This window comes from Streptomyces purpureus, from assembly GCF_014648195.1.
GTDB classification, from domain to species: Bacteria; Actinomycetota; Actinomycetes; order Streptomycetales; family Streptomycetaceae; genus Streptomyces; species Streptomyces purpureus.
This window is the reverse complement of the sequence record NZ_BMQQ01000033.1, coordinates 20,233-41,636: the sequence shown is the minus strand read 5'-3', so window position 1 is coordinate 41,636 and position 21,404 is coordinate 20,233. Positions and strand designations below refer to the sequence as shown.

Sequence of the window (21,404 nt, the reverse complement as noted above, 5' to 3'; positions counted from 1 at the left end):
AGGGCGCGGTCGGTGGCGAGTGTGGTGACGGCGACCTCGACGATGCGGCGCGGGCCGACGTACTTCGGGGTGATCACCGTCCCGTCGGGGAGCGTGCCGCCGAGGAGGTAGGTGGCGACGGCCCACGGCGACAGCTTCCAGCGGGCGGGCCTCGGCCGGTCGTCCGCGGCGGCGAGCGCCGCGAGCTCGTGGGCGAAGGCGTCCTCGGCGTGCGGCCGCAGGGCTTCGGCGCCGGTGTGCGCGGTGGTCTCGTCGGGTGTGGACACGGTCATGGAAATCCCCCTCCAGATCGTTCGACCGGGTGTGGATCCCACCGTGCACCATGCCACTGACAACGACCCGTCGTCGCAGGTCAGGGCGGAAAAGCGGGGCCTCGGGCAGGAGTTGCCCGGGCCCCGCGTGAAAGGTCCGCGGCCGTCGTCGGCCGGGGCGGCTACTGCGCGATCGGGGAGACCGCGACGCAGCCGCCGGCCATGGCCTTGTCGCCGGTGGCCTCCTTGATGACCTTGTCCTTGTACGTGATCTTGCAGGTGAGGTCGGCGGCTTCGAGGGACACGGGCATGACGGCCGGCGGCATGATGCCCTTGAGCGTGACGGTCTTCTTCCACGGCAGGGTGGGCTTGGCCGCCGATTCGATCTTCGGGTTCATGGCCTCGCCGCCACCGCCGTGGTACTCGATCGTCTCGACGGACTTGCCCGTGACCTCGTAGGTGACCTCGTAGTTCTCGTTCACGGCCTTGTCGACCTCGTCGGCGGCCTTGTCGGCGACCGCGGAGCAGGCGGTGAGACCGAACGCGAGACCGGCTGCGGCGACCGCGATCACGGCGGTGCGGATGGTGCGCTTCATGCGGGGTCCCCCTTGGTTATGGCTGTCGACAGCGCAGCCAACCGCAACGGGATGGCAAGGTCAAGCCTTCGACGCGAGGGTCGAAATCGCAGGTCAGAGCGGATTGTCAGTGGTGGCCCGTAGCGTCGTGGCCATGAATCAGCAGGGGGTGCGCTGGACGGCGGAACAGGTGCTGGCTCTGGCTCCTGACGTCGCCTCACGCAGAGCGGGAAGCAAACTCGGCACGGCCGGCCCGTGGTCGGAAGCGGGCAGCAGCGGCGACGGCGCCGTGTGGGGCCTGTGCAAGGGCAGCGGAAGCAAGCCGTATCAGACGATCGTCGACACCACGGGCCCGGCGTACAAGTGCAGTTGCCCCAGCCGGAAGTTCCCGTGCAAGCACGCCCTGGGGCTGCTGCTGCTCTGGGCGGGCGGCGAGGACGCCGTGGCGAGCGTGCAGGAGGGGGACGTTCCCGACTGGGCCGGGACATGGCTGGAGGGCCGCCGCGAGCGGTCCTCCGCGAAGAAGAAGGAGACACCGGCCGGTGACGGTCCGGCCGCCGGGGCGGCGGACCCGGAGGCAGCCCGCCGCAGGGCCGAGCGCCGGGCCGGCCGGATCACGGCCGGTGCGCAGGAACTGGAGCAGCGGCTCGCGGACCTGATGCGCGGCGGCCTCGCGTCGGCCGAGCGCGCCGGATACGGCCTGTGGGAAGAGACCGCCGCCCGCATGGTCGACGCCCAGGCGCCGGGACTGGCCGGGCGGGTGCGGGAGCTGGGGGCGATCCCCGGGTCCGGGCCGGGCTGGCCGGTCAGGCTCCTGGAGGAGTGCGCCCTGACCCACCTGCTGGACCGGGCCTGGCTGGGCGTCGAGCGGCTGCCCGAGCCGCTCGCGGCGACGGTCCGCACCCGCGTCGGCCTCACCGCCCCGGTCGACGGCCCCTCGGTCCGGGACCGGTGGATGGTGCTCGCGCAGTATGACTCCGGCGACGGCCGCCTCACCACCCGCCGCATCTGGCTGTACGGGCGGACCAGCGGCCGGACCGCGCTGCTGCTGTCCTTCGGCGCAGCGGGCCGGGCGCCCCAACTGGCCCTGCCGGCCGGGGTGGCGATCGACGCCGAGATCACCCCGCACGCCGGGGCCGGGCAACTGCGCGCCGAGCTGGGCGAGCAATTCTCCGTGCCCGTCCCGATCGACTCCCCGCCGCCGGGCGGCCCGGTCGCCGCGGCCCTGGACTCCTACGGGCACGCGCTGCGCGACGACCCCTGGCTCGACTCCTGGCCGGTGACGCTCACGGACGTCGTGCCGGTGCCGGCGGACGGCGGCTGGCAGCTCGCCGACGCGTCCGGCGGGTCGGCTCTGCCACTCACCGCGTCCCCGCACAGCCGGCCCGGGCTGTGGCGGCTGGTCGCCCTGTCGGGCGGCGGGCCGGTCACCGTCTTCGGGGAGTGCGGCCACCGCGGGTTCACGCCCCTGGCCGCCTGGTCCGCCGAGACGGCCGAGACGGTCGCGCTCACGTGAACGAACTGGAGGACCCGATGACCGCCACCACATCCTGGGAAGAGCTCGTCACCTCGGCCCTTCTCGGCACAGACCGCCGGCCGTCGGCCCCCGCGGCCCCGGGCCAGGACGCGCCCGTGGCTCTGCTGGACGCCGCCGCGCTGCACACCGTACGGCGCAGGGCGGGTCTGCGGCCCGCCCCGGCGGCGGCCCTGCCCGAGCCGGCGCCGCACGATCCCCGCACGCCTCTGCCGGAGGCGGCCCGGCACCGCCTGACCCAGCTGCTGGCCGGCCGGGCCGCGCCGTCCGGGGGGCGGCGCGGAGTGGCCCCCGACCTCGCCGAGCTGCTGCCGCAGTGGCTGGCCGCGGCCAACGACCACGGCTACCGTGCCCCGGCCTCCGCGCTGCCCGCCCTGCTGGACGCGGCCCGGGCCCGTACGGACCTGCGGCCGCAGGCGCTCGCCTTCGCCGGGCCGCGCGGGCTGTGGCTCGCCCGGCTCAACAGCGACTGGAAGTTCGCCCTGCGCGGCGGCTTCGGGTCCGCCCAGCCCGGCGGGCCCGACCATGGCGCGGCGCTGCCCGCGCCCGACGACGGCGAGGCGGTGCGCCGCCTGTGGGACGAGGGGCTGTTCGCCGAGCGGGCCGCGCTGCTGGGCTCCGTACGGGCCACGGACCCGGCCGCCGGACGCGCCCTGCTCGCCACCACCTGGGCCACCGAACGGGCCGAGGACCGGCTGATGTTCCTTGACTCGCTGCGGACGGGACTGTCCGACGCGGACGAGCCGTTCCTGGAGCAGGCCCTCGCCGACCGCAGCCGCAACGTCCGCTCCACGGCGGCCGAGCTGCTGTCCGCGCTGCCCCACTCCGCGCTGGCCGCGCGCATGGCGCGCCGGGCCTCGTCCTGCGTCGGACCGGACCGCTCGGGCGACGACGCCGCCGCGATCGTGGTGGAGGCACCGCACGAGTGCGATGCCGCGATGCAGCGCGACGGGGTGATACCGAACCCGCCGTCGGGCCGGGGGGAACGGTCCTGGTGGCTCGGCCAGTTGATCGAGTCGGCGCCGCTGGCCACCTGGACGGCGCGGCTCGGCGGCCGTACGGCGGAGGAGATCGTCGCTCTTCCGGTCGGCGACGGCTGGCGGGACGAGCTGCACGCCGGCTGGTGCCGGGCGGCGGTGCGGCAGCGGGACGCGGCCTGGGCCCGGGCGCTGCTCGGGCCGCCGACGACGCCGCCGGCGGCCGGACCGGGCACGCAGTCCCTCGCCGAGCGGTCCAAGCTGCTGTCCGTGCTTCCGGCGGACGAGCGCTCCTTCTGGGTCGCGTCGTTCATCGCCGCCCACGGTCTCTCCGAGGCGTTCCAGCTCCTCGGGGTCTGTGCGGTGCCGTGGTCGGAGCCGCTGGGCCGGGCGGTCGTGGACGCCCTCGACATCGCCAGGGACGCGGGCAGCTATCCATGGAGCTTCAGTGGCGTGATGGGCCTGGCGGAACGGTGCCTCGACCCGGGCGAGGCGGACCGCCTGGAGGTCCTCACCACCCTGCCCGACGAGCCCGAAGGGGCTTCCCCGGGCGCGGGCGGCTACTGGTCCGAGGCGTTCCAGCGGCTGGTGTCCACGCTGCGGCTGCGCGCGGCGATGCGGTCCGAGCTGGCACCGGCGGGCCTCGACGGCTGACCGTGGCCGCCGACCGTGCGGGCGGCCCGGACGGGGCCGCCCGCCCCGCCCGCGACGGATCTACGGGCGAGGGGCGACGGGCTTACGCCTCGGCGCTCTGGCGGACGTTGGCGTTGACCCACTCCACGATCGACGCCGTCGTCGCGCCCGGGGTGAAGATCTCCGCGACGCCCTTCTCCTTCAGCGGGGCGATGTCCGCCTCCGGGATGATCCCGCCGCCGAAGACCTTGATGTCCTCCGCCTCGCGCTCCCGCAGCAGCTCGAGCACCTTCACGAAGAGGGTGTTGTGGGCGCCGGACAGGATCGACAGGCCGATGGCGTCCGCGTCCTCCTGGATCGCGGTGTCCACGATCTGCTCGGGCGTCTGGTGCAGCCCGGTGTAGATGACCTCCATACCGGCGTCACGCAGGGCACGTGCGATCACCTTCGCCCCGCGATCGTGGCCGTCGAGACCCGGCTTGGCGACCACCACGCGGATCGGACCGGTCACACCCATCACTGCCTCCGAATGCGTCCCCCGTACCTGATGCCGGGGAGGTGAACGAACGTTATCTACAGCATCCCGCAACCAGCCGTTTCGCGGTGGACACCGAGGGGGAAATCACACGTGGGACATGTTCGTCAGCGCCGTACCCCTCCGCGCGGGCCATCCGGCCGCAGTCGGGACGGCCGCCAGGGGAGCCGCTAGCAGTCGCCGTACCACCGCGCCGTCCAGCCGCACGGCGCGGCGGTACGGCTCGCTGGACTTCACGCGCTCCCCTTTCCGTTCGGGAGGCCGGCGATGAGGTTCACCTTCTCCCTGCATCTCCCGATCGCCCTGCTGAAGGCGACCGCGCTGGAGCTGGCGATCCTCGCGGGTCATGTGCTGCTCTACCCCACCGGCGTGATCCAGGAACGCCGCCCCGCCCACCGCCCCGCCGACACGCCCGGGACGGCCGTCGGCCCCGCGCCCCGGCCGCCGGTGGTCCTCCTCCATGGCTTCGTCGACAACCGCTCCGTCTTCGTCCTGCTCCGCCGCTCCCTCGCCCGGCACGGCCACCACCACATCGCGTCGCTCAACTACTCCCCTCTCACCGGCGACCTCCGCACGGCCGCCGCGCTGCTCGGCCGCCATGTCGAGGAGATCTGTGCCCGCACCGGCCAGCCGCGCGTCGACGTCGTCGGCCACAGCCTCGGCGGTCTGATCGCCCGCTACTACGTCCAGCGGCTCGGCGGCGACCGGCGGGTCCGCGTCCTGGTCACGCTCGGCACCCCGCACGCCGGTACGTCCGTCGCCCCGGCGGCCGGGATCCATCCCCTGGTCCGCCAGATGCGCCCCGGCTCGCCCGTTCTGCGTGAACTGGCCGCGCCCGCACCGCTGTGCCGCACCCGCTTCATCAGCTTCTGGAGCGATCTCGACCAGATCATGGTCCCGGTCGAGGCGGCCCGCCTGGACCACCCCGACCTGATCGTGCGCAACGTCCGGGTCAGCGGCATCGGGCATCTGGCGCTGCCGGTCCACCCCGCCGTCGCCACCGGCATCCGCGAGGCGCTGGCGGCGGACGAGTCCGCGTCCGGAGCAGCCTCGGTCGCCTGACACCGGCGCGGGGCACGGGAGAAGGGGCTCCGCGTTGGCGTGTGTACGCCACTCGTGTCGAACACCCGTCGAACGCAGGGCCAACACTCTGCCCACAGTCCGCCGAAAGGCGGCCGAATGCCCGTTTCCTGGGGGCCCAAAACCCGCAGAAGATTGTCGCTTGCGCATACCGCCGGGTACAGTCACGCCACTGCTTCCCCCTGGGACCCCCTCATGGGATGAGCCCAGACCGGTCCTGCTGCCGAGGCGAGAGAGAAGTTGGTGAACGACCAGCACCCCCACGCCGGGTACGTCGGAGACGACGCCTACACCACAGGCAGCTTCGCGACGGATCCGCTCTTCGGTGCCATGCCCGGCAGCCAGAACAGCTACGACCAGGGCAGCTACGACCAGAGCGGCTACGACGCCGGCCACAGCGGCCAGTACGACACCACCCAGTGGTCCGGCGGCCAGCAGTGGGACGTCGGCTCGTACGACAACTACGTCGCCCAGCAGCAGGCGGCGCCGCAGCAGTACGACACGACGGGTCAGTGGGACGCGGCGGCCTGGAACCAGGCAGGTCAGACAGGCCAGTTCGAGGCCGCGCAGTTCACCTCGTACGACACCACCGGCCAGTGGGTCACGCCCACCTTCGAGACCGGTACGTACGACGCCACCGCCTGGAACTACCCTGCGCCCGAGCCGGAAGCGGTCGTACCGCACCAGTACACCCCCGAGCCGGGCGGGCCGGAGTACCTCACCGAGTCCGAGTACGCCGCCGAGTCCGGCCCCGAGTTCCTCGATGCCGAGCCGCGCACCGAACTCCTCACCGAGGTACCGCAGATGCCGCAGGCCTATCCGGCCGACGCCGCGGACCACCTCACGGCGGATCACCTCGCCGAGACCATGACCGCGCCGGTCGTCTCCGCGTACTCGCCCGCCGCACAGCCGGCCGCCGCCCGCCCGGTCCGTCGCGCCGGTGGCAGCCGCGGCCGCCGCCGCACCCCCGCCAAGCGCTCCGCGCTCCTCACGGTCGCCGTCCCCTCCGCCTGTGTGATGGGCGTGGCCGGGATCGCCGCGGCCTCGGTGAGCGGACTCACCAACGGCACGACCGAGCAGAAGGACGACACGACGTCGCTGGCGGCCGCCGATCCGGCCTCCGTCAAGCCGGTCGCCGCCAACAGCCAGCTGGACACCCAGCTCGCCGCGCTCAGCGCCGACGCCCGAGACTTCGGCGACCGCGCGAGCCGCACCCAGGAGCGCATCGACCTCAAGGCGCGCCAGGAGGCGGAGCGCAAGAAGCGCGAGGAGGAGGCGGCCCGCAAGGAGGCCCTGCGCCCCAAGTTCGCGCTGCCGGTCGAGCTGCACCAGCTCAGCGCGCGGTACGGGCAGGCCGGTGTCAACTGGATGTCCCTGCACACCGGTATCGACTTCCCCGTGCAGTACGGCACGCCGGTGATGGCCGCGACCGACGGCACCGTGCGGACGCAGTGGAACAGCGCCTACGGCAACATGGCGATCGTGACGGCCAAGGACGGCACCGAGACCTGGTACTGCCACCTCAGCACCACGAAGATCCGTTCCGGCAAGGTGAAGGCCGGTGAGGTGATCGCCTACTCCGGCAACTCCGGCAACTCCACCGGCCCGCACCTCCACTTCGAGGTACGGCCGGGCGGCGGCTCGGCGATCGACCCGCTGCCGTGGCTGCGCAGCCACGGCCTCGACCCGACCGGCTGACACCACAGACGCAGAAGGGGAGGCGGACCCGGACGGGGCCGCCTCCCCTTTTCTCTGCCTGCCTTTGCCCTGCCGTCGCTAGAGCTTCTCGACCGGCGCGTACCGCAGCAGCAGCCGCTTGGGCTTCTCGTCGCCGAAGTCGATGGTGGCCTGCGCGTCGGCGCCCGCCCCGGTCACGGCCATGACGGTGCCCAGACCGAACTGGTCGTGGGTGACGCGGTCGCCGACCTGGAGGGCGATCACCGGCTTGTCGGTCGCGCGGCGCGTGGCGAAGCCGGAGGGGCCCGAGCGGGAGCGGGCCGAGGACAGCGAGGACGTGATCCCCGACGTCGGCCCGGCGGGCTTGGCCATCGGGCCCGTCCGCTTCCACTCCAGATACGTCTCCGGGATCTCCTCCAGGAAGCGGGAGGCCGGGTTGTACGACGGCTGGCCCCAGGCGCTGCGCATCGACGAGCGGGTCAGATAGAGCCGCTCACGGGCGCGGGTGATCCCGACGTAGGCGAGGCGCCGCTCCTCCTCCAGCTCCTTGACCTGGCCGAGCGCGCGCATGTGCGGGAAGACGCCGTCCTCCATACCGGTCAGGAACACGACCGGGAATTCGAGGCCCTTGGCGGTGTGCAGGGTCATCAGGGTGATGACGCCGGAGCCGTCCTGGTCCTCGTCGGGGATCTGGTCGGAGTCGGCGACCAGGGCGACCTTCTCCAGGAACTCCGCGAGCGTGCCCGTACCGGCGCCTTCCGCGCCCTCGGCCTCCGCCCGCTCCTGCTCGAACTCCAGGGCCACAGCGGCGAGTTCCTGGAGGTTCTCGATCCGGGTCTCGTCCTGCGGGTCGGTGGAGGCCTGCAGTTCGGCGAGGTAGCCGGTCCGCTCAAGCACGGCTTCGAGCACCACGGCCGGGCCGGCGCCGGAGTCGACGATCGTGCGCAGCTCCTCCATCAGCGTGTTGAAGCGCTTGACGGCGTTGGCGGAGCGGGCCGCCATGCCGTACGCCTCGTCGACCCGCTTCAGCGCCTGCGGGAACGTGATCTTCTCGCGCAGGGCGAGCGCGTCGATCATCGCCTCGGCGCGCTCGCCGATGCCGCGCTTGGGGACGTTGAGGATGCGGCGCAGCGGGACGTTGTCCTCGGGGTTGGCGAGGACGCGCAGGTAGGCGAGGACGTCGCGGACCTCCTTGCGCTCGTAGAAGCGCACGCCGCCGACGACCTTGTAGGGCAGGCCGACGCGGATGAAGATCTCTTCGAAGACACGGGACTGGGCGTTCGTCCGGTAGAAGACGGCGACGTCGCCGGCCTTCGCCTCGCCGGCGTCCGTGAGCCGGTCGATCTCGTCGGCGACGAACTGGGCCTCGTCGTGCTCGGTGTCGGCGACGTAGCCCATGATCCGGGCGCCGGCGCCGGCGTTCGTCCACAGGTTCTTGGGGCGGCGGCTCTCGTTGCGCTCGATGACGGCGTTGGCGGCGGAGAGGATCGTCTGCGTGGAGCGGTAGTTCTGCTCCAGCAGGATCGTCGTCGCGTTCGGGTAGTCCTCCTCGAACTGGAGGATGTTGCGGATGGTCGCGCCGCGGAAGGCGTAGATCGACTGGTCCGCGTCACCGACGACGCACAGCTCGGCCGGCTCCAGGTCCTCGTAACCGGTCCCGACCAGCTCCCGTACGAGCGTGTACTGCGCGTGGTTGGTGTCCTGGTACTCGTCGACCAGGACGTGACGGAAGCGGCGGCGGTAGTGCTCGGCGACGTCCGGGAACGCCTGGAGCAGATGGACCGTCGTCATGATGATGTCGTCGAAGTCCAGGGCGTTGGCCTCACGCAGCCGGGCCTGGTACATGCGGTACGCCTCGGCGAGGGTCTTCTCGAAGCCTCCCCCATAGCCTTCGGCATGGGAGGTACCCCCAGCGGCCTGGTCGGCGAAGGTCTCCTCGTCGATCAGCTCGTTCTTCAGATTCGAGATCTTGGCGCTGAAGGACTTCGGCGGGAACTTCTTCGGGTCGAGGTCCAGATCGCGGCAGACCAGGGCCATCAGGCGCTTGGAGTCGGCGGCGTCGTAGATCGAGAACGAGGAGGTGAAGCCGAGCTTCTTCGACTCGCGGCGCAGGATGCGCACACACGCGCTGTGGAAGGTCATGACCCACATGGCGTTGGCGCGCGGGCCGACGAGGTGCTCGACGCGCTCCTTCATCTCACCGGCGGCCTTGTTGGTGAAGGTGATCGCCAGTATCTGCCCGGGGTGGACGTGCCGGGTGGCCAGGAGGTGGGCGATGCGGTGGGTGAGGACCCGGGTCTTGCCGGAGCCGGCGCCGGCCACGATGAGCAGCGGGGTGCCGGTGTGGACGACGGCGGCGCCCTGCTGTTCGTTCAGCCCCTCCAGGAGGGCGGCGGCGTCCACGACGGTGCGCGGGGCGCCGTCGCGGTAGTGCGCGTCGCGGGCCGGGGGCACGTCGAACTTGCCGTCGAAGAGGTCGTGCGGGACCTCCTCCGCCGGGTCTTCGTGCTCGGGCGGGGGCGGGTGCTCCTCCGAGGTATTGCTCCGGAGGTCCGTCAGGAAGCTGTCGTCAAAGAGGCTGCTCATCGCCTAACGAGTCTAGGCCGCCGCACTGACACCTCGGGGCGGTATCGCCGACCGCGGGACGGCCGGCCACCGCGAGTAACTGGAAGATGCCGTTCCAGTGACGTCCCGTCGCCACCCTGTCAAAGGTCACGAAAATGTATCGGACATATCGAGCAACGTCCTTCACAGCAGCACCACAGGTTGGCTAGCGTGCCTGCCCAAGCGGCCCGAGAGACTCCACCCATACTTCGCCGAACGGCCGCTCCGCACCGAACCTGGCTTCCCCGCACGGGAGTTATGGGCCACGGAAGGAGATGCCGGCCTTGGCCTCGCATCGCAAGCCGCGCACCGCACGTACCACGCACTCCCCCGCCGTCGGAGTGACGACGGCCGCCCTCGCCTCGGTCACGCTGCTGTCCACCCAGGGCGTGGGTGTGGCGGGCGCCACTCCGGCGCCGAAGCCCACCGTCGAAGAAGTCCAGAAGAAGGTCGACGACCTCTACCGGCAGGCCGGCACGGCGACCCAGGAGTACAACCGTGCCAAGGAGGCCACCGACCAGCAGCGCCGTACGGTCGGCTCCCTGCTCGACGACGTCGCGCAGCGCACCGAGGCCCTGAACACCTCTCGCCGGGCGCTCGGCTCGTACGCCGCGGCGCAGTACCGGACCGGCGCGATCAGCCCGACCGCGGCCCTGATCTTCGCGGACAGCCCCCAGTCGTACTTCGACCAGACCCAGCTCATGGACCGGATGACCGACCGGCAGGAGCAGGCAGTCTCGGACTTCCGGCGTCAGCGGGCCGACACGGCCAAGAAGCGCGCCGAGGCGACGAAGAGCATGGAGAGCCTCGCCTCCTCGCAGGCGCGGCTGCGGGCGAAGAAGCAGACCGTCCAGGGGAAGCTGACCGAGGCCCGCGCCCTGCTGGCGCGGCTGACGGCCGAGGAGCGGGCCCGGCTCGCCGAGCTGGAGCGCCGCCGTGAGGCGGAGGCCCGCCGCAAGGCCGAGGAGCAGGCAAGGGCGGAGGCGGCCAGGGCGGAGGCCGAGCGGGCCCGCCGGGAGCGGGAGGCGGCCGAGCGGCCCAGCACCCCCACCGCCCCCACGGCGCCGGCGGCACCGGAGAGCGGCTACGCGACCAAGGCCGCCAAGGCCCTGGCCTTCGCCCGCGCCCAGATCGGCAAGCCGTACGTGTGGGGCGCCACGGGCCCGAGCTCGTACGACTGCTCCGGGCTGACCCAGGCGGCCTGGAAGGAGGCCGGTGTGGACCTGCCGCGGACCACCTGGGACCAGGTGAAGGCCGGCACCCGGGTCGCCACCGAGGATCTGCGCCCCGGTGACCTGGTCTTCTTCTACGACGACATCAGCCATGTCGGCATCTACCAGGGCAACGGCACGATGATCCACGCTCCGAAGCCGGGGGCGAACGTCCGCGAGGAGTCCATCCACTACATGCCGATCTACGGCAGCGTGCGCCCGGCCTGAGCCCCGCTCGTCAGGGCCTCGGCCGGGGATATATGAGCCGGCGCAAGACCGCCTCGGCCGGGCCGCGACGGCCGGCGCGCTCCAGGGCGTACGCCCCGGCGACCGTGATCAGCCAGACGCCGACGGCGAACAGGGCCATGGTGGCGCTGCTCATGTGCCGGCCCAGTCCGAGGCCCCAGGCGGCGAGGAACGGGGCGAAGATCAGGGAGTGCGTGAGGTAGCAGGACAGGGAGCGCTTACCGACCGCCGAGATCGCGGTGACGGCGGTGGCCGCGCCTTCTGTGGTCCGGCCGGCCGCCCGGCGCCGCGTCCACCAGTGCGCGAAGAGGGCGATCGCGGCGACGTAGCCGATCCCCGCCGCGCTCCCGGTCACGTCGCGCAGGATCGTGAGCACCCCCGTCTCGCTCTGCGCGTTGTCGGGCACGGACAGCGCGCCGATGTGGGCGAGCGCGGACGGCAGCCCGCCGAGCCAGCCGATGGTGACACCGATGACCGCCGTGCGGCGCAGCAGCGGCAAGTGGCGTCCGGGCTCTTCGAGGACGCGCCGCCGCGCGGCCCAGAAGCCGAGCAGGAAGACCACGTACGTACCGCCGATGAAGGCGGCGAGGGCGCCGCCGAAGGTGATGAACAGTCCGGTGGTCAGGCGGGTGCCGGCGGCGGCGAGCCAGCTGCTCTCGGCCCCGGCGTAGGCCTCGACGCCGGGCTCGGCGCCCGCGTCGCCCATGGTCCACAGGGTCCCGTCGAGCAGGGCGGCCACGACCGGGACGGCTGCCACGAGCAGTAGCTGCGCGCCGGCGATGCCGATCCACCACTTCAGGGCGCGGTCGCCGCGCCGCAGGAACAGCCAGCCGAGGAAGAAGCTGAGCAGGCCGTAGTAGCCGATGATGTCGCCGGCCATGAGGAGGGCGGCGTGCGCGAGGCCTATGACGATCATCCAGAGGCTGCGTCGGCGCAGGATGGAGACGGCGGTACGGTCGGCGGACCCGGCCGCGGTCTGGCGCAGGTAGAGCTGCGTCATGCCGTAGCCGAAGAGGAAGGCGAAGAGCGGATAAATCCGCATGTCCAGGACGGTGATCATGGTGAACTGGACGGCGCGGTCGGCCCATGAGCCGTCGACGGGGTACCATCCGGAGGCGCCGTGCGGCGCCGCCCACAGATGGAACGCCGTGTTGGACAGGACGATGAGCAGGAGCATGATCCCGCGGGCGAGGTCAGGGGCGAGCGCGCGCTCGTCTGGCCGCACGCCACCGCGGGGCGGGACTTCTCTCGTCTCGACTGTCATGGCCTCACGTTAGGAAGGCCAGGGGTCGGCGGACATCCGCCGTCCGTCGCGGGACGCACCGACCTTCGGATGACGATCGGCACGTCCCCGCGCGACGAAAGACCTACCGGCGGATGCCGAGGCGGAGGTTCACGGTCGGAGGTTCACGGCAGAGGTTTACGTCGGAGGTTTATGTCCAGAGCGTGGCGATGAAGATGTTGGCCACGGTCAGCCCGCCCACCGCGCCGAACAGCGCCTTGTCCACCTTCTCCTCGTCGCGCTTCACGTAGACGAGAGCCAGGATCACGACGAGGACGGCGAGCTTGATGCCGACCTTGAGGTTGTTCACGCTCTGGTCGTCCGCCTGGTTGAGGCCCACCAGCGCCACGCCCGTGACCAGCATGGTCAGTGCGCCGTGCAGCATCGCGGGGGTGAAGCGTGCCGTGCCCGCGCTCATCGCCTTCATCTGGGTCAGGAAACCGCCGAGGAGCGAGGCGATGCCGATGATGTGGAGGGCGACGAAGACATTGATGAGTACGTCCATGGGGCGGAGCCTAGCCGGGCCCTTATCACCCTCCGTCGGGCAGGTGGTCCTCATTGGGCGCATCGGTCACAGCCGTACAGGAATGGGAGGTTCCGCTGTCCTGGCGGTCGTAAGGAAACGATCCGCCGCGTCCATCTGTGGCCAAGAGCGAGCAAGCCTCCACCCGCCCGTGACTCCCGGCCTAGCGTCCTCCCGCACGTGGCCCGCTCCCCCGGGGCCACATCCGTGACATAGGGAAAGGATGTGACCCGCCCTCGTGGCAGCGCACCGGAAATCCAAGCAGCGCCCGCTCGGCGGGCCGGCCGCCCGCACCGCCGCCACGCTCGCGCTCGCCGGTGCCGCGACCGCCACCGCCTTCGAGGGCTCCGGGCACGCCGACCCCAGGCTCACCCCCGCGCAGGTCAAGGCGGAGGTCGACCGGCTGTACCGGGAGGCCGAGGAGGCGACCGAGAAGTACAACGGCGCCAAGGAGAAGGCGGACAAGGCCCGCGCCGCCTTCGACCGCCTGCGCGACGAGGCGGCCCGCCGCGCGGACCGGCTCAACTCCAGCCGCAACGCCCTGGGATCGATCGCCGCCGCCCAGTACCGCTCAGGCGGCCTCGACCCCGCCGTCCAACTGGCCCTCACCTCGAACCCGGACGAGTACCTGGAGCGCGCCGCGCTCGCCGACCGGGCCGGGGACCGGCAGGCCGCCGCCATCGCCTCCGTACGCCGCGAACTCAGCGAGATCGGGCGGCTGCGCGCCGAGTCCAAGGACCGGCTCGACGAGCTCCGGGCCAGACAGGCCGAGCTGAACAGGCACAAGACGGCCGTGCAGGGGAAGCTGCGCAAGGCCGAATCCCTGCTGGCCAGGCTCACCGCCGAACAGCGGGCGCAGTACGCGCGCGAAGGCGCCGGCGACGGACGGTCCCCGGCGGCCGGCCGCGACGCCCCGCGCGGCGCCGTGCCCGCCCCCAACTCCCGGGCCGCGCAGGCCGTCTCCTTCGCCTACGGAGCCCTCGGCAAGCCGTACGTATGGGGGGCGACCGGGCCGAACGCCTTCGACTGCTCCGGTCTGACGCAGGCCGCCTGGCGCTCGGCGGGGGTGTCCCTGCCGCGCACCACCTACACCCAGATCAACGCCGGCCGGCGGGTCTCCCGCTCCGAACTCGCCCCCGGCGACCTGGTGTTCTTCTACTCCGGCATCAGCCATGTCGGCCTGTACATCGGCGGCGGACAGATGATCCACGCCCCGCGGCCGGGGGCGCCGGTGCGGGTCGCCCCGCTCGACGAGATGCCGTTCGCGGGGGCGACCCGGGTCGCGTAGGGCGGCGGGACGGGGCGCGCTACGCGCCGGTTCCCGTGCCCTGCTGTCCCGGGATCTGCTGTCCCAGTGTCTGCTGCTCCATGCGCCGGGTCAGCCATTCGAAGACCGGCCGGACCTGGCGCTGCCAGGTCGGGGTGGTGTGCGGGGCGTCCACCCTCCGGGCCTCGATGTACGTGGGCGGCTTCGACGCGTCGCGCAGCTCCAGGCCCTGGCGGTAGCCGTCGCGGCCCTTGCCGGTGAACAGCAGCGAGACGCGGGGCGGGGTGGGCGCGGCCTTCAGGATGTTCAGGGGGTTGTTCTCGCGGCGCAGCTTCGGGTCCTTGGCGGTTAGCGCGTCCGGCTCGGCGGCGGGGTCGTTGTAGCCGTTCATCGCCACGGCCGCGCTGTAGCGGTCGGGGTGGGCGAGGGCCAGCTTGGCGGCGCAGTGGGCGCCCGCCGAGTAGCCGGCGAGGGCCCAGTCGGAGGCTTTGGCGGAGGCCCGGAAGTTGTCCACGACCATCTTGCGTACGTCGACGGTGAGCCAGGAGTCGGCGTTGACCTTGCCGGTGACGTTGGCGCAGCCGGTGTCGGCGTCGGGCAGCAGGTTGGTGCGCGGGGCGACCAGGATGAAAGGGGCGACCTTGCCCTGCTTCATCAGCGGGCCGAGTGTGTCGTTCGCGTGCAGGCTGCCGAACCACGCCTTCGGGGAGCCGGGGTAGCCGGACAGCACCTCGACGACCGGGAACGTCCGGTCCCGGTAGGCCGGGTCGTCGTACTGCGGCGGCAGCCACACGTACACCTCGGCCTTCACGCCGGAGACCTTGCCGTCGAGCGTGGTCTGCTGGACCCCGGCGCCCATCTTCGAGTCGGTGGCCGGGGTGAACGTCTGCTTCACCTTCGGCAGATCGGCGATCTTCTTCCCGCCCGTGCCGTCGGGGCCGAGGTCGGCGGCCTTGTCGACGTGGTTGGCCGTGCCGAGCAGATCCGCCCAGGTGTCGTAGAGGTTGTTGGTGTTGTTCACCGCGACGAACACCACCAGGACCGCGGTGACCTGCGCGAACCCGACCATGAGGAGCCGCACCACGCCCCTGACGAACGCGGGGCCGCGCAGCCGGCTCCACAGCACCAGCGGCAGCAGGACCGCGATCACCGCGAGGACGATCGCGGTTATGAAGAAAGGGGTTCCAGTCAGGCTCATCACGAGGACTAAGAGGCCTCGGTCACCCGCTCGGTTGCCGCGACCGTGTACCAATTACCGCACGATTGCCCGACATCCGGCTGTTACAAAAGTCGCCCCCGCGACAAGCCGGCCGTAGGACCGGCCGACCGTCAGACGAGCCTTCGGGCCGTCGCCCAGCGCGTCAGCTCGTGCCGGTTGGAGAGCTGGAGCTTGCGGAGCACCGCCGAGACATGGGACTCGACCGTCTTCACGGAGATGAAGAGCTGCTTGGCGATCTCCTTGTAGGCATAGCCCCGGGCGATCAGCCGCAGCACCTCGCGCTCGCGCTGGGTGAGCCGGTCGAGGTCCTCGTCGACCGGCGGGGCGTCCGTCGAGGCGAACGCGTCCAGCACGAAACCGGCCAGCCGCGGCGAGAAGACCGCGTCGCCCTCCTGGACCCGGAAGATCGAGTCGACCAGGTCGGTGCCGGTGATCGTCTTGGTGACATAGCCGCGCGCGCCGCCCCGGATGACCCCGATGACGTCCTCGGCGGCGTCCGAGACGGACAGCGCGAGGAACCGCACGGGATGTTCGGCGGCGGCCATCAGGCTCGCGCAGCGGCGCAGCACCTCGACCCCGCCGCCGCCCGGCAGATGGACGTCGAGCAGCACGACCTCCGGGCGGGTCGCGGTGATCACCGTGACCGCCTGGTCCACGTCGGCGGCCTCCCCGACCACCTCGACACCGGTCACCTCGGTCCGGCCGATCTCGGCCTGGACTCCCGTACGGAACATCCGGTGGTCGTCGACCAGCACCACCCGTACCCGACGGCCCGTCGTCTCCTCGGTCATCCGTCCGCCCTCTCCATCTCAAGCTCCACTTCCGTACCCCCGCCGGGCACGGACCGCAGGCGGGCCGAGCCACCGTTGCGCTGCATCCTGCCTATGATCGATTCTCGTACGCCCATCCGGTCGTCCGGCACCGCGTCCAGATCGAAGCCCGGCCCCCGGTCCCGGACGGAGACGAAGACCGTACGGCCCTCGACCTCGGCGTACACCTGCACCGCCCCACCCTCGCCACCGTACTTCGCGGCGTTGACCATCGCCTCGCGCGCGGCCTGCATCTGTGCGGCCAGTTTCTCGTCGAGGGGGCAGTCGCCGACGACCACGACCTCCAGCGGGACGCCGTGCTTGTCCTCGACCTCCGCGGCGGCCCGTTTCACGGCCTCCGCCAGCGTCTCCGGCTCCTCGGCCTCGTCCTTGCCGGTGCCCTCCGGCTTGTAGAGCCAGTTACGCAGCTCCCGCTCCTGGGCCCGGGCGAGCCGGCGCACCTCGCCGGGATCGTCCGCGTTGCGCTGGATCAGGGTGAGAGTGTGCAGGACCGAGTCGTGGACGTGGGCCGCGACCTCGGCCCGCTCCTGGGCGCGGATGCGCATCGTCCGCTCCTCGGAGAGGTCCTGGGACATCCGCACCAGCCAGGGCCCGGCGAGCAGCGCGATACCGGCGAGGACGGCGATGGCGGCGGTGAGGGCCGTGCCGAGCTGGGCGGCCGAGCCGCGGACCACCATGAAGGCCGTCAGACCCATGCCGACAAGGGCGACTCCCGCGAAGCCGCGGGCGAGCTGGAGCATGCGGCGGCGGCGCGTGGACTCGGTCCAGCGGGCCCGGCGGGCGTTGTCCGCCTGGCGCCACACCAGGATCACGCCGACACCGATCAAGAGGGTCGGCCAGATGTAGCGGTTGGCCCGGCTGCTCATGTCGACGTTACCGACGAACACCATCGCGCCGATCACCAGCGCGATCAGGGCGAAGACCTGGCCCTTGTCGGGCTTGCGCAGTCTGCGCCGGCCATCAGGGGTGACCTCGAAGACCGAGCGCGGCTGGGCCGCCCTGCCCCCGACGCCCAGCGGCACGACGATCCAGAAGACGGCGTACAGCAGCGCGCCGAGCCCCTCGGCGAGGAACAGCGCCAGGAACACGAACCGGACCCAGACCACGGGCAGCCCGAGGTGCCCCGCGAGCCCCCGCGCGACCCCGCCGAGGAGCCGCCCGTCGGCGCTCCGGTAGAGCTTGCGCACGGGCGGGTCGTCGGTCTCGGGCGGACGGGTGGCGACTGGCATGCCCCGATCGTCACACGTCCGTACGGGCGAGGACATCAGGGTGCGCCCCTGACGCGACCCTGAGCCGCCGGCCCTGCCGCCCGGCGTCGCCGCCCGGACTCGGCCCCTGCCCCCGGGCCTGGGTCTCGGGGTCAATATCAGGGACCGGCCAGGGTCGGGACGGGTGCCGTGGCGCTCTACAGCCCGTCACCATGGAGGCATGACGAGTACGACGCCCCCGCTCCCGGAGGCCCCGCCCGCCCCGCAGCTGCGGCGCACGCCGCGGCAGAAGGTCGTGGCGGGCGTCTGCGGCGGCCTCGGCCGGCACTTCGACCTCGATCCGGTCTTCTTCCGGATCGTGATCGGCGTGCTGTCCGTGACGGGCGGCCTCGGCCTGATCTTCTACGGCTTCGCCTGGCTGCTCCTGCCCGCCGAGGGTGAGGAGGAGAACGAAGCCCGAAGGGTGCTCTCGGGCCGGGTCGACGGCGCGGCGCTGACCGCGATACTGCTGGCGCTCGTCGGCTGCGGGGTGTTCCTGTCCATGCTCGGCAGCGGCGGCACGCTGGGCTTCGCCATGATGCTGGCCGTCGCGGCGAGCGGCGCGGCCGTCTGGTCGCAGCGCCGCCGGCTGGTCACGGACCCGGAGGCCGCGGTGGACCCGGCGACCGCCCAGGCCGTGGCCGAGGCACCGCCGGAGACGAAGGCGCCGCCGCCGCCGGAGAGCCCCTCGTGGTGGCGCGACCCGATCGTGAAGGACGGGACGACGGGGCCGGTCCCGGTCGGCTATCTGTGGGGCCCGCCGGGCGCGGCCGAGGCGGACGCGGCTGCCGCCACCCGTATCTCGAAGACCCCCGTCCCGCGCACCGCACCCGTGCGCGGTCCGCGCTCGATCGGCGGCCTGGCGTTTGTCCTCGCGCTGGTCGCGGGCGGCCTCGGCACGGCGCTGAGCTGGGACGCCCACCCGCTCGGCACGAGTCTGCAGATCGGTCTCGTCTCCGCGCTCGCGGTCTTCGCGTTCGCTCTGGTGCTCAGCAGCTTCCTGGGGCGTACGGGCTTCGGCACGGTCTTCATGACCGTGGTCACCGCCGTCCTGCTGGCCCTCGCGGCTGCCCTGCCCAAGGAGATCAGCACCGACTGGGCCCGTACGACCTGGAAACCGGCTTCGGTCTCGGCGCTCCAGCCGCGGTACGAACTGGGCTCGGGCGTCGCCACGCTGGACCTCTCGGCCCTCGCTGTCCCCAAGGGCACCACGGTCGAGACGGTCGCGGAGGTCGGCGCGGGGCAGCTGAGGGTGGTCGTGCCGAAGAACGTCACGGTCACGTTGCGCGCGGAGGCCGGCCTCGGCGACCTGCAGCTCCCCGGCGAACCCCCCAACGACATCGACGTCGCCCCGGACCGGCAGGCGACCCGGACCCTCGCACCACCGTCCGGCGTCACCCCCGCGGGCACCCTCGACCTCACCCTCGAGGTCGGGCTCGGCCAGGTGGAGGTCACCCGTGCTGCTTCATGAGTTCCGCCCCGGCCGGCTCCTCGCCGGCGCCACCGGTCTCACCGTCGCGACGCTCTTCGCAGGTGACGCGGCCGGCGCCTGGAACACGCCCGGGTACGTGGTGGTCCCGCTGCTGTGCGGGGGACTCGGCCTGGCCGCCCTGGCGACCTGGATCGCCTACAGTCTGCGCCGCCGCTCGGCCAGGGCCGCGTCGACGGAGAACAGCGACGCCCCGGCGAGCACGAGCGGCAGCCAGGCCATGAGATAGGCCAGGTCGTTGCCGTAGTAGTAGGGATCCGTCTGCCAGCTGACGGTCAGCCAGAGGCTGAGCGAGATCAGCGCCCCGCCCAGGGCGGCGAGCCGCGCGAACAGGCCGATCAGCGTCGCGATCCCGACGGCCAGTTCCCCGATCGCGATCGCGTACCCGAAGGCGACCGGATCCTTCAGCGCGAGGTCGACCAGCCATGGCACGGCCGAGCCGTCCCGGACGGACCGCATCATCTCCCCGATCGACCCCGAGCCGCTCGCGGCCATGAAGGCGCTGTCGGTGATCTTGTCCAGCCCGGCGTAGACGAAGGTCACGCCAAGGAAGATCCGCAGCGGGAGCAGGGCGTACCGCGAGGCGGTCGCCTTCCACCCGCTCTGCCCGTCCCAACCGCCCCCGCTGCCGTACGTCGCCGTCGCCCGGTGCATCCGTGCTGCCATGGCAGGCCTGCCTCTCCACGCCGCTGTCCGCCGCAGGTCCGATTCTGCCCGCGCCCCGTCAATTGGGATACGCGGGAAACCCACCCGTGGTTCAGCCGCGCCTCGGCACCCGCGCCCAGGTGTCGGCGACGAGCCCTTCTACCGGGGGTACGTCGACGCCGAAGCCCCGGAGCTGTTGGGCCACTTCGGTGACGGTGGTGCACCTCCGCGATCGCCAGCTATGCGCCGAATGAGTTCCGGATGACCTGAGGGGTACTCACCTCATCGAACCGGCAGGGGCACAAGCCGAAACCGCTACTGCGTCCCCTCGCTCACTCGGTCACGTCGATGAGGACGCGGTTGGTCTCCACGCCCGCGGCGGTCACCACCCACACCTCCACGCGTCCCGGCTCCACGTCCACCGGCAGGGGCACCGTCAGGGCCGTGTCCGTCGGGTTGGCGAACCCGCCGGGGAGCGGGACCAGGGGGACCTGGGTGTGGACGGGGCCGATCCGGACGACCAGCCGGGTCAGACCGTCGGGGGTGGCGGCGCCCGGCGGGACGAAGCCGCTGCCGCGGATCTCGATGTCGTCGCCGGTACGGATGGCGGCGTCCAGGTCGCCCGCCTCCCGTGCGCGCACCACGGAGAGGATCACGGGGCGGCTGCCTTCGGTGAACTTCCCGACGAGGTAGAGGACGGCGGAGAGGCCGATCAGCAGCGCCAGCGACCAGGGCGGGTCGGGCAGATCGCCGGGCCGTCGGCCGAGCAGCACCGCCGTGTAGAGCAGCGCGACGGTGCTCGCGGCCAGGTATTGGACGTCGGTGAGGCTCGCCCGGCCGTTGTCGTCGCACAGGAGGTCGGCGCCGCGCGGCCGGGCGGCGCGGATCTTCTGCAGGCGGCGCGCCAGGATCCGGACGACGACCACGCGGCGTACGGCTACGGCGACGGCGCCGGTCACGGCGAGCACGGTCAGCAGGGCGGCCCCGCGGGCGGGTTCGAGCCCGGCAAGCAGCCGGTCGCGCTCGGCGGGGCCGGAGGCGGTGGACAGCCGCAGCGCCAGGAGCAGCACCGCGAAGACGGCGAGCAGCAGCCAGGACGCGGCGACCGCGCGGGAGGTGGAGAGCCGGTTGTCGTCGCCGATGAGGGGGGCGAGCAGGCCGCCGCGGGCGCGGTGGGCGCGGGCGGCCGCGGTGAGCGGGACGACGGTCAGCAGGGCGGCCGCGAGCGTGGCCGTACGGGCGGGGGTCCAGCCGGCGCCGACCGCGGTGAGCGCCTGGCCGAGCAGCAGGGCGACGATGCCGCCCCAGAGGGCGAGGAGGGTGCCGTGCCAGACCCGCCGGAGCCAGGCGGTGGCTGCCTCCCGGCCGCGGTCGGCGACCGTACGGGCGGACTGGCTGAGCTCGTCGGAGACCCACTGGCGGGAGGCGACCGGTGAGTGCGCGACCGCGGCGGGCACCCCCGTACCGACGGCCAGTTCGTCACGCCGGGCGAGGAACGCCGCGACGGCCCGCCGATGCCCCTCGCCCGCACCGTGCGCGCACTCGTCGCAGTGTCTCGCCTCCTGCACCGTCACGGCGA

General features: G+C 72.4%; 17 protein-coding genes and 1 pseudogene. 7 read left to right on the top strand and 11 right to left on the bottom strand.

All coding sequences use genetic code 11. The features are described 5' to 3' along the window. Positions 1–272: pseudogene (locus tag IEZ01_RS35330) on the bottom strand (ATPase); the annotation flags it as partial. A gap of 161 nt (positions 273–433) precedes the next feature. Further along, entirely contained in the window at positions 434–847 is a 414-nt protein-coding gene (locus IEZ01_RS29785; RefSeq protein WP_019888873.1) for a hypothetical protein, read from the bottom strand. A 133-nt stretch (positions 848–980) separates the two neighbouring features. Here IEZ01_RS29785 and IEZ01_RS29780 point away from each other — a divergent pair, with 133 nt between their 5' ends. Both IEZ01_RS29780 and IEZ01_RS29775 read left to right on the top strand, forming a co-directional pair. Then, a complete protein-coding gene (locus IEZ01_RS29780; RefSeq protein ID WP_229833285.1) occupies positions 981–2,342 on the top strand; it encodes an SWIM zinc finger family protein in 1,362 nt (453 codons plus the stop codon). Between the two features lie 17 nt (positions 2,343–2,359). Continuing rightward, positions 2,360–3,991, top strand: a complete 1,632-nt coding sequence (locus IEZ01_RS29775) for a DUF5691 domain-containing protein (RefSeq protein ID WP_189204813.1) — start codon at positions 2,360–2,362, stop codon at positions 3,989–3,991. Positions 3,992–4,073: 82 nt separating this feature from the next. On the opposite strand, the gene icmB is transcribed toward IEZ01_RS29775, so the two are convergent. Further along, positions 4,074–4,487, bottom strand: a complete 414-nt coding sequence (icmB, locus tag IEZ01_RS29770; RefSeq protein WP_019888870.1) for a coenzyme B12-dependent isobutyryl CoA mutase small subunit — start codon at positions 4,485–4,487, stop codon at positions 4,074–4,076. Positions 4,488–4,772: 285 nt separating this feature from the next. Between icmB and IEZ01_RS29765 the strand changes: the two genes are divergently transcribed. Both IEZ01_RS29765 and IEZ01_RS29760 read left to right on the top strand, forming a co-directional pair. Beyond that, positions 4,773–5,567 carry an esterase/lipase family protein gene (locus IEZ01_RS29765; protein WP_189204810.1) on the top strand — a complete coding sequence of 265 codons (795 nt, stop codon included), beginning with the start codon at positions 4,773–4,775 and terminating at the stop codon, positions 5,565–5,567. A 261-nt stretch (positions 5,568–5,828) separates the two neighbouring features. Beyond that, positions 5,829–7,283 (top strand): M23 family metallopeptidase, encoded by a 1,455-nt coding sequence (locus tag IEZ01_RS29760; RefSeq protein WP_019888866.1) that lies wholly within the window; start codon positions 5,829–5,831, stop codon positions 7,281–7,283. A 78-nt stretch (positions 7,284–7,361) separates the two neighbouring features. On the opposite strand, the gene pcrA is transcribed toward IEZ01_RS29760, so the two are convergent. After that, a complete protein-coding gene (gene pcrA / locus IEZ01_RS29755) occupies positions 7,362–9,848 on the bottom strand; it encodes a DNA helicase PcrA (protein ID WP_019888864.1) in 2,487 nt (828 codons plus the stop codon). A 293-nt stretch (positions 9,849–10,141) separates the two neighbouring features. On the opposite strand from pcrA, the gene IEZ01_RS29750 reads away from it, so the two are divergent. After that, entirely contained in the window at positions 10,142–11,305 is a 1,164-nt protein-coding gene (locus IEZ01_RS29750) for a C40 family peptidase (protein WP_189204808.1), read from the top strand. 10 nt (positions 11,306–11,315) lie between these two features. Here the strand turns inward: IEZ01_RS29750 and IEZ01_RS29745 are convergent, their stop codons facing one another. Next, on the bottom strand, positions 11,316–12,587 hold the full coding sequence (locus IEZ01_RS29745; protein ID WP_189204806.1) for a DUF418 domain-containing protein: 1,272 nt from the start codon (positions 12,585–12,587) through the stop codon (positions 11,316–11,318). 169 nt (positions 12,588–12,756) lie between these two features. After that, the gene (locus IEZ01_RS29740; protein ID WP_019888860.1) at positions 12,757–13,110 is read right to left on the bottom strand and encodes a hypothetical protein; all 354 of its coding nucleotides are present in this window, start codon (positions 13,108–13,110) and stop codon (positions 12,757–12,759) included. Positions 13,111–13,366: 256 nt separating this feature from the next. Here IEZ01_RS29740 and IEZ01_RS29735 point away from each other — a divergent pair, with 256 nt between their 5' ends. Next, on the top strand, positions 13,367–14,416 hold the full coding sequence (locus IEZ01_RS29735) for a C40 family peptidase (RefSeq protein WP_189204804.1): 1,050 nt from the start codon (positions 13,367–13,369) through the stop codon (positions 14,414–14,416). A gap of 19 nt (positions 14,417–14,435) precedes the next feature. Here IEZ01_RS29735 and IEZ01_RS29730 read toward each other — a convergent pair whose 3' ends face one another. The 3 genes from IEZ01_RS29730 to IEZ01_RS29720 all read right to left on the bottom strand — a co-directional run bounded on the left by IEZ01_RS29730 (position 14,436) and on the right by IEZ01_RS29720 (position 17,673). Next, entirely contained in the window at positions 14,436–15,593 is a 1,158-nt protein-coding gene (locus tag IEZ01_RS29730) for an alpha/beta hydrolase (RefSeq protein ID WP_189204802.1), read from the bottom strand. A gap of 131 nt (positions 15,594–15,724) precedes the next feature. Further along, the gene (locus IEZ01_RS29725) at positions 15,725–16,405 is read right to left on the bottom strand and encodes a LuxR C-terminal-related transcriptional regulator (RefSeq protein ID WP_019888857.1); all 681 of its coding nucleotides are present in this window, start codon (positions 16,403–16,405) and stop codon (positions 15,725–15,727) included. Then, positions 16,402–17,673, bottom strand: a complete 1,272-nt coding sequence (locus IEZ01_RS29720; RefSeq protein WP_019888856.1) for an ATP-binding protein — start codon at positions 17,671–17,673, stop codon at positions 16,402–16,404. Before IEZ01_RS29720 ends, IEZ01_RS29725 begins: the two co-directional genes overlap by 4 nt. A 199-nt stretch (positions 17,674–17,872) precedes the next feature. Here IEZ01_RS29720 and IEZ01_RS29715 point away from each other — a divergent pair, with 199 nt between their 5' ends. After that, complete coding sequence (locus tag IEZ01_RS29715; protein ID WP_019888855.1) at positions 17,873–19,162, top strand: PspC domain-containing protein; 1,290 nt, start codon at positions 17,873–17,875, stop codon at positions 19,160–19,162. 156 nt (positions 19,163–19,318) lie between these two features. Here IEZ01_RS29715 and IEZ01_RS29710 read toward each other — a convergent pair whose 3' ends face one another. Then, complete coding sequence (locus IEZ01_RS29710) at positions 19,319–19,834, bottom strand: DoxX family protein (protein ID WP_019888854.1); 516 nt, start codon at positions 19,832–19,834, stop codon at positions 19,319–19,321. A 323-nt stretch (positions 19,835–20,157) separates the two neighbouring features. Further along, positions 20,158–21,399 (bottom strand): hypothetical protein, encoded by a 1,242-nt coding sequence (locus IEZ01_RS29705; protein WP_189204800.1) that lies wholly within the window; start codon positions 21,397–21,399, stop codon positions 20,158–20,160. Positions 21,400–21,404 lie beyond the last annotated feature (5 nt).

Excerpts from the sequence above, each read along its gene's own strand:
- IEZ01_RS29785 (WP_019888873.1), bottom strand. The coding sequence starts at position 847 with ATGAAGCGCACCATCCGCACCGCCGTGATCGCGGTCGCCGCAGCCGGT.
- IEZ01_RS29780 (WP_229833285.1), top strand. The coding sequence starts at position 981 with ATGAATCAGCAGGGGGTGCGCTGGACGGCGGAACAGGTGCTGGCTCTG.
- IEZ01_RS29775 (WP_189204813.1), top strand. The coding sequence starts at position 2,360 with ATGACCGCCACCACATCCTGGGAAGAGCTCGTCACCTCGGCCCTTCTC.
- icmB (WP_019888870.1), bottom strand. The coding sequence starts at position 4,487 with ATGGGTGTGACCGGTCCGATCCGCGTGGTGGTCGCCAAGCCGGGTCTC.
- IEZ01_RS29765 (WP_189204810.1), top strand. The coding sequence starts at position 4,773 with ATGAGGTTCACCTTCTCCCTGCATCTCCCGATCGCCCTGCTGAAGGCG.
- pcrA (WP_019888864.1), bottom strand. The coding sequence starts at position 9,848 with ATGAGCAGCCTCTTTGACGACAGCTTCCTGACGGACCTCCGGAGCAAT.
- IEZ01_RS29750 (WP_189204808.1), top strand. The coding sequence starts at position 10,142 with ATGCCGGCCTTGGCCTCGCATCGCAAGCCGCGCACCGCACGTACCACG.
- IEZ01_RS29745 (WP_189204806.1), bottom strand. The coding sequence starts at position 12,587 with ATGACAGTCGAGACGAGAGAAGTCCCGCCCCGCGGTGGCGTGCGGCCA.
- IEZ01_RS29740 (WP_019888860.1), bottom strand. The coding sequence starts at position 13,110 with ATGGACGTACTCATCAATGTCTTCGTCGCCCTCCACATCATCGGCATC.
- IEZ01_RS29730 (WP_189204802.1), bottom strand. The coding sequence starts at position 15,593 with ATGAGCCTGACTGGAACCCCTTTCTTCATAACCGCGATCGTCCTCGCG.
- IEZ01_RS29725 (WP_019888857.1), bottom strand. The coding sequence starts at position 16,405 with ATGACCGAGGAGACGACGGGCCGTCGGGTACGGGTGGTGCTGGTCGAC.
- IEZ01_RS29720 (WP_019888856.1), bottom strand. The coding sequence starts at position 17,673 with ATGCCAGTCGCCACCCGTCCGCCCGAGACCGACGACCCGCCCGTGCGC.
- IEZ01_RS29715 (WP_019888855.1), top strand. The coding sequence starts at position 17,873 with ATGACGAGTACGACGCCCCCGCTCCCGGAGGCCCCGCCCGCCCCGCAG.
- IEZ01_RS29710 (WP_019888854.1), bottom strand. The coding sequence starts at position 19,834 with ATGCACCGGGCGACGGCGACGTACGGCAGCGGGGGCGGTTGGGACGGG.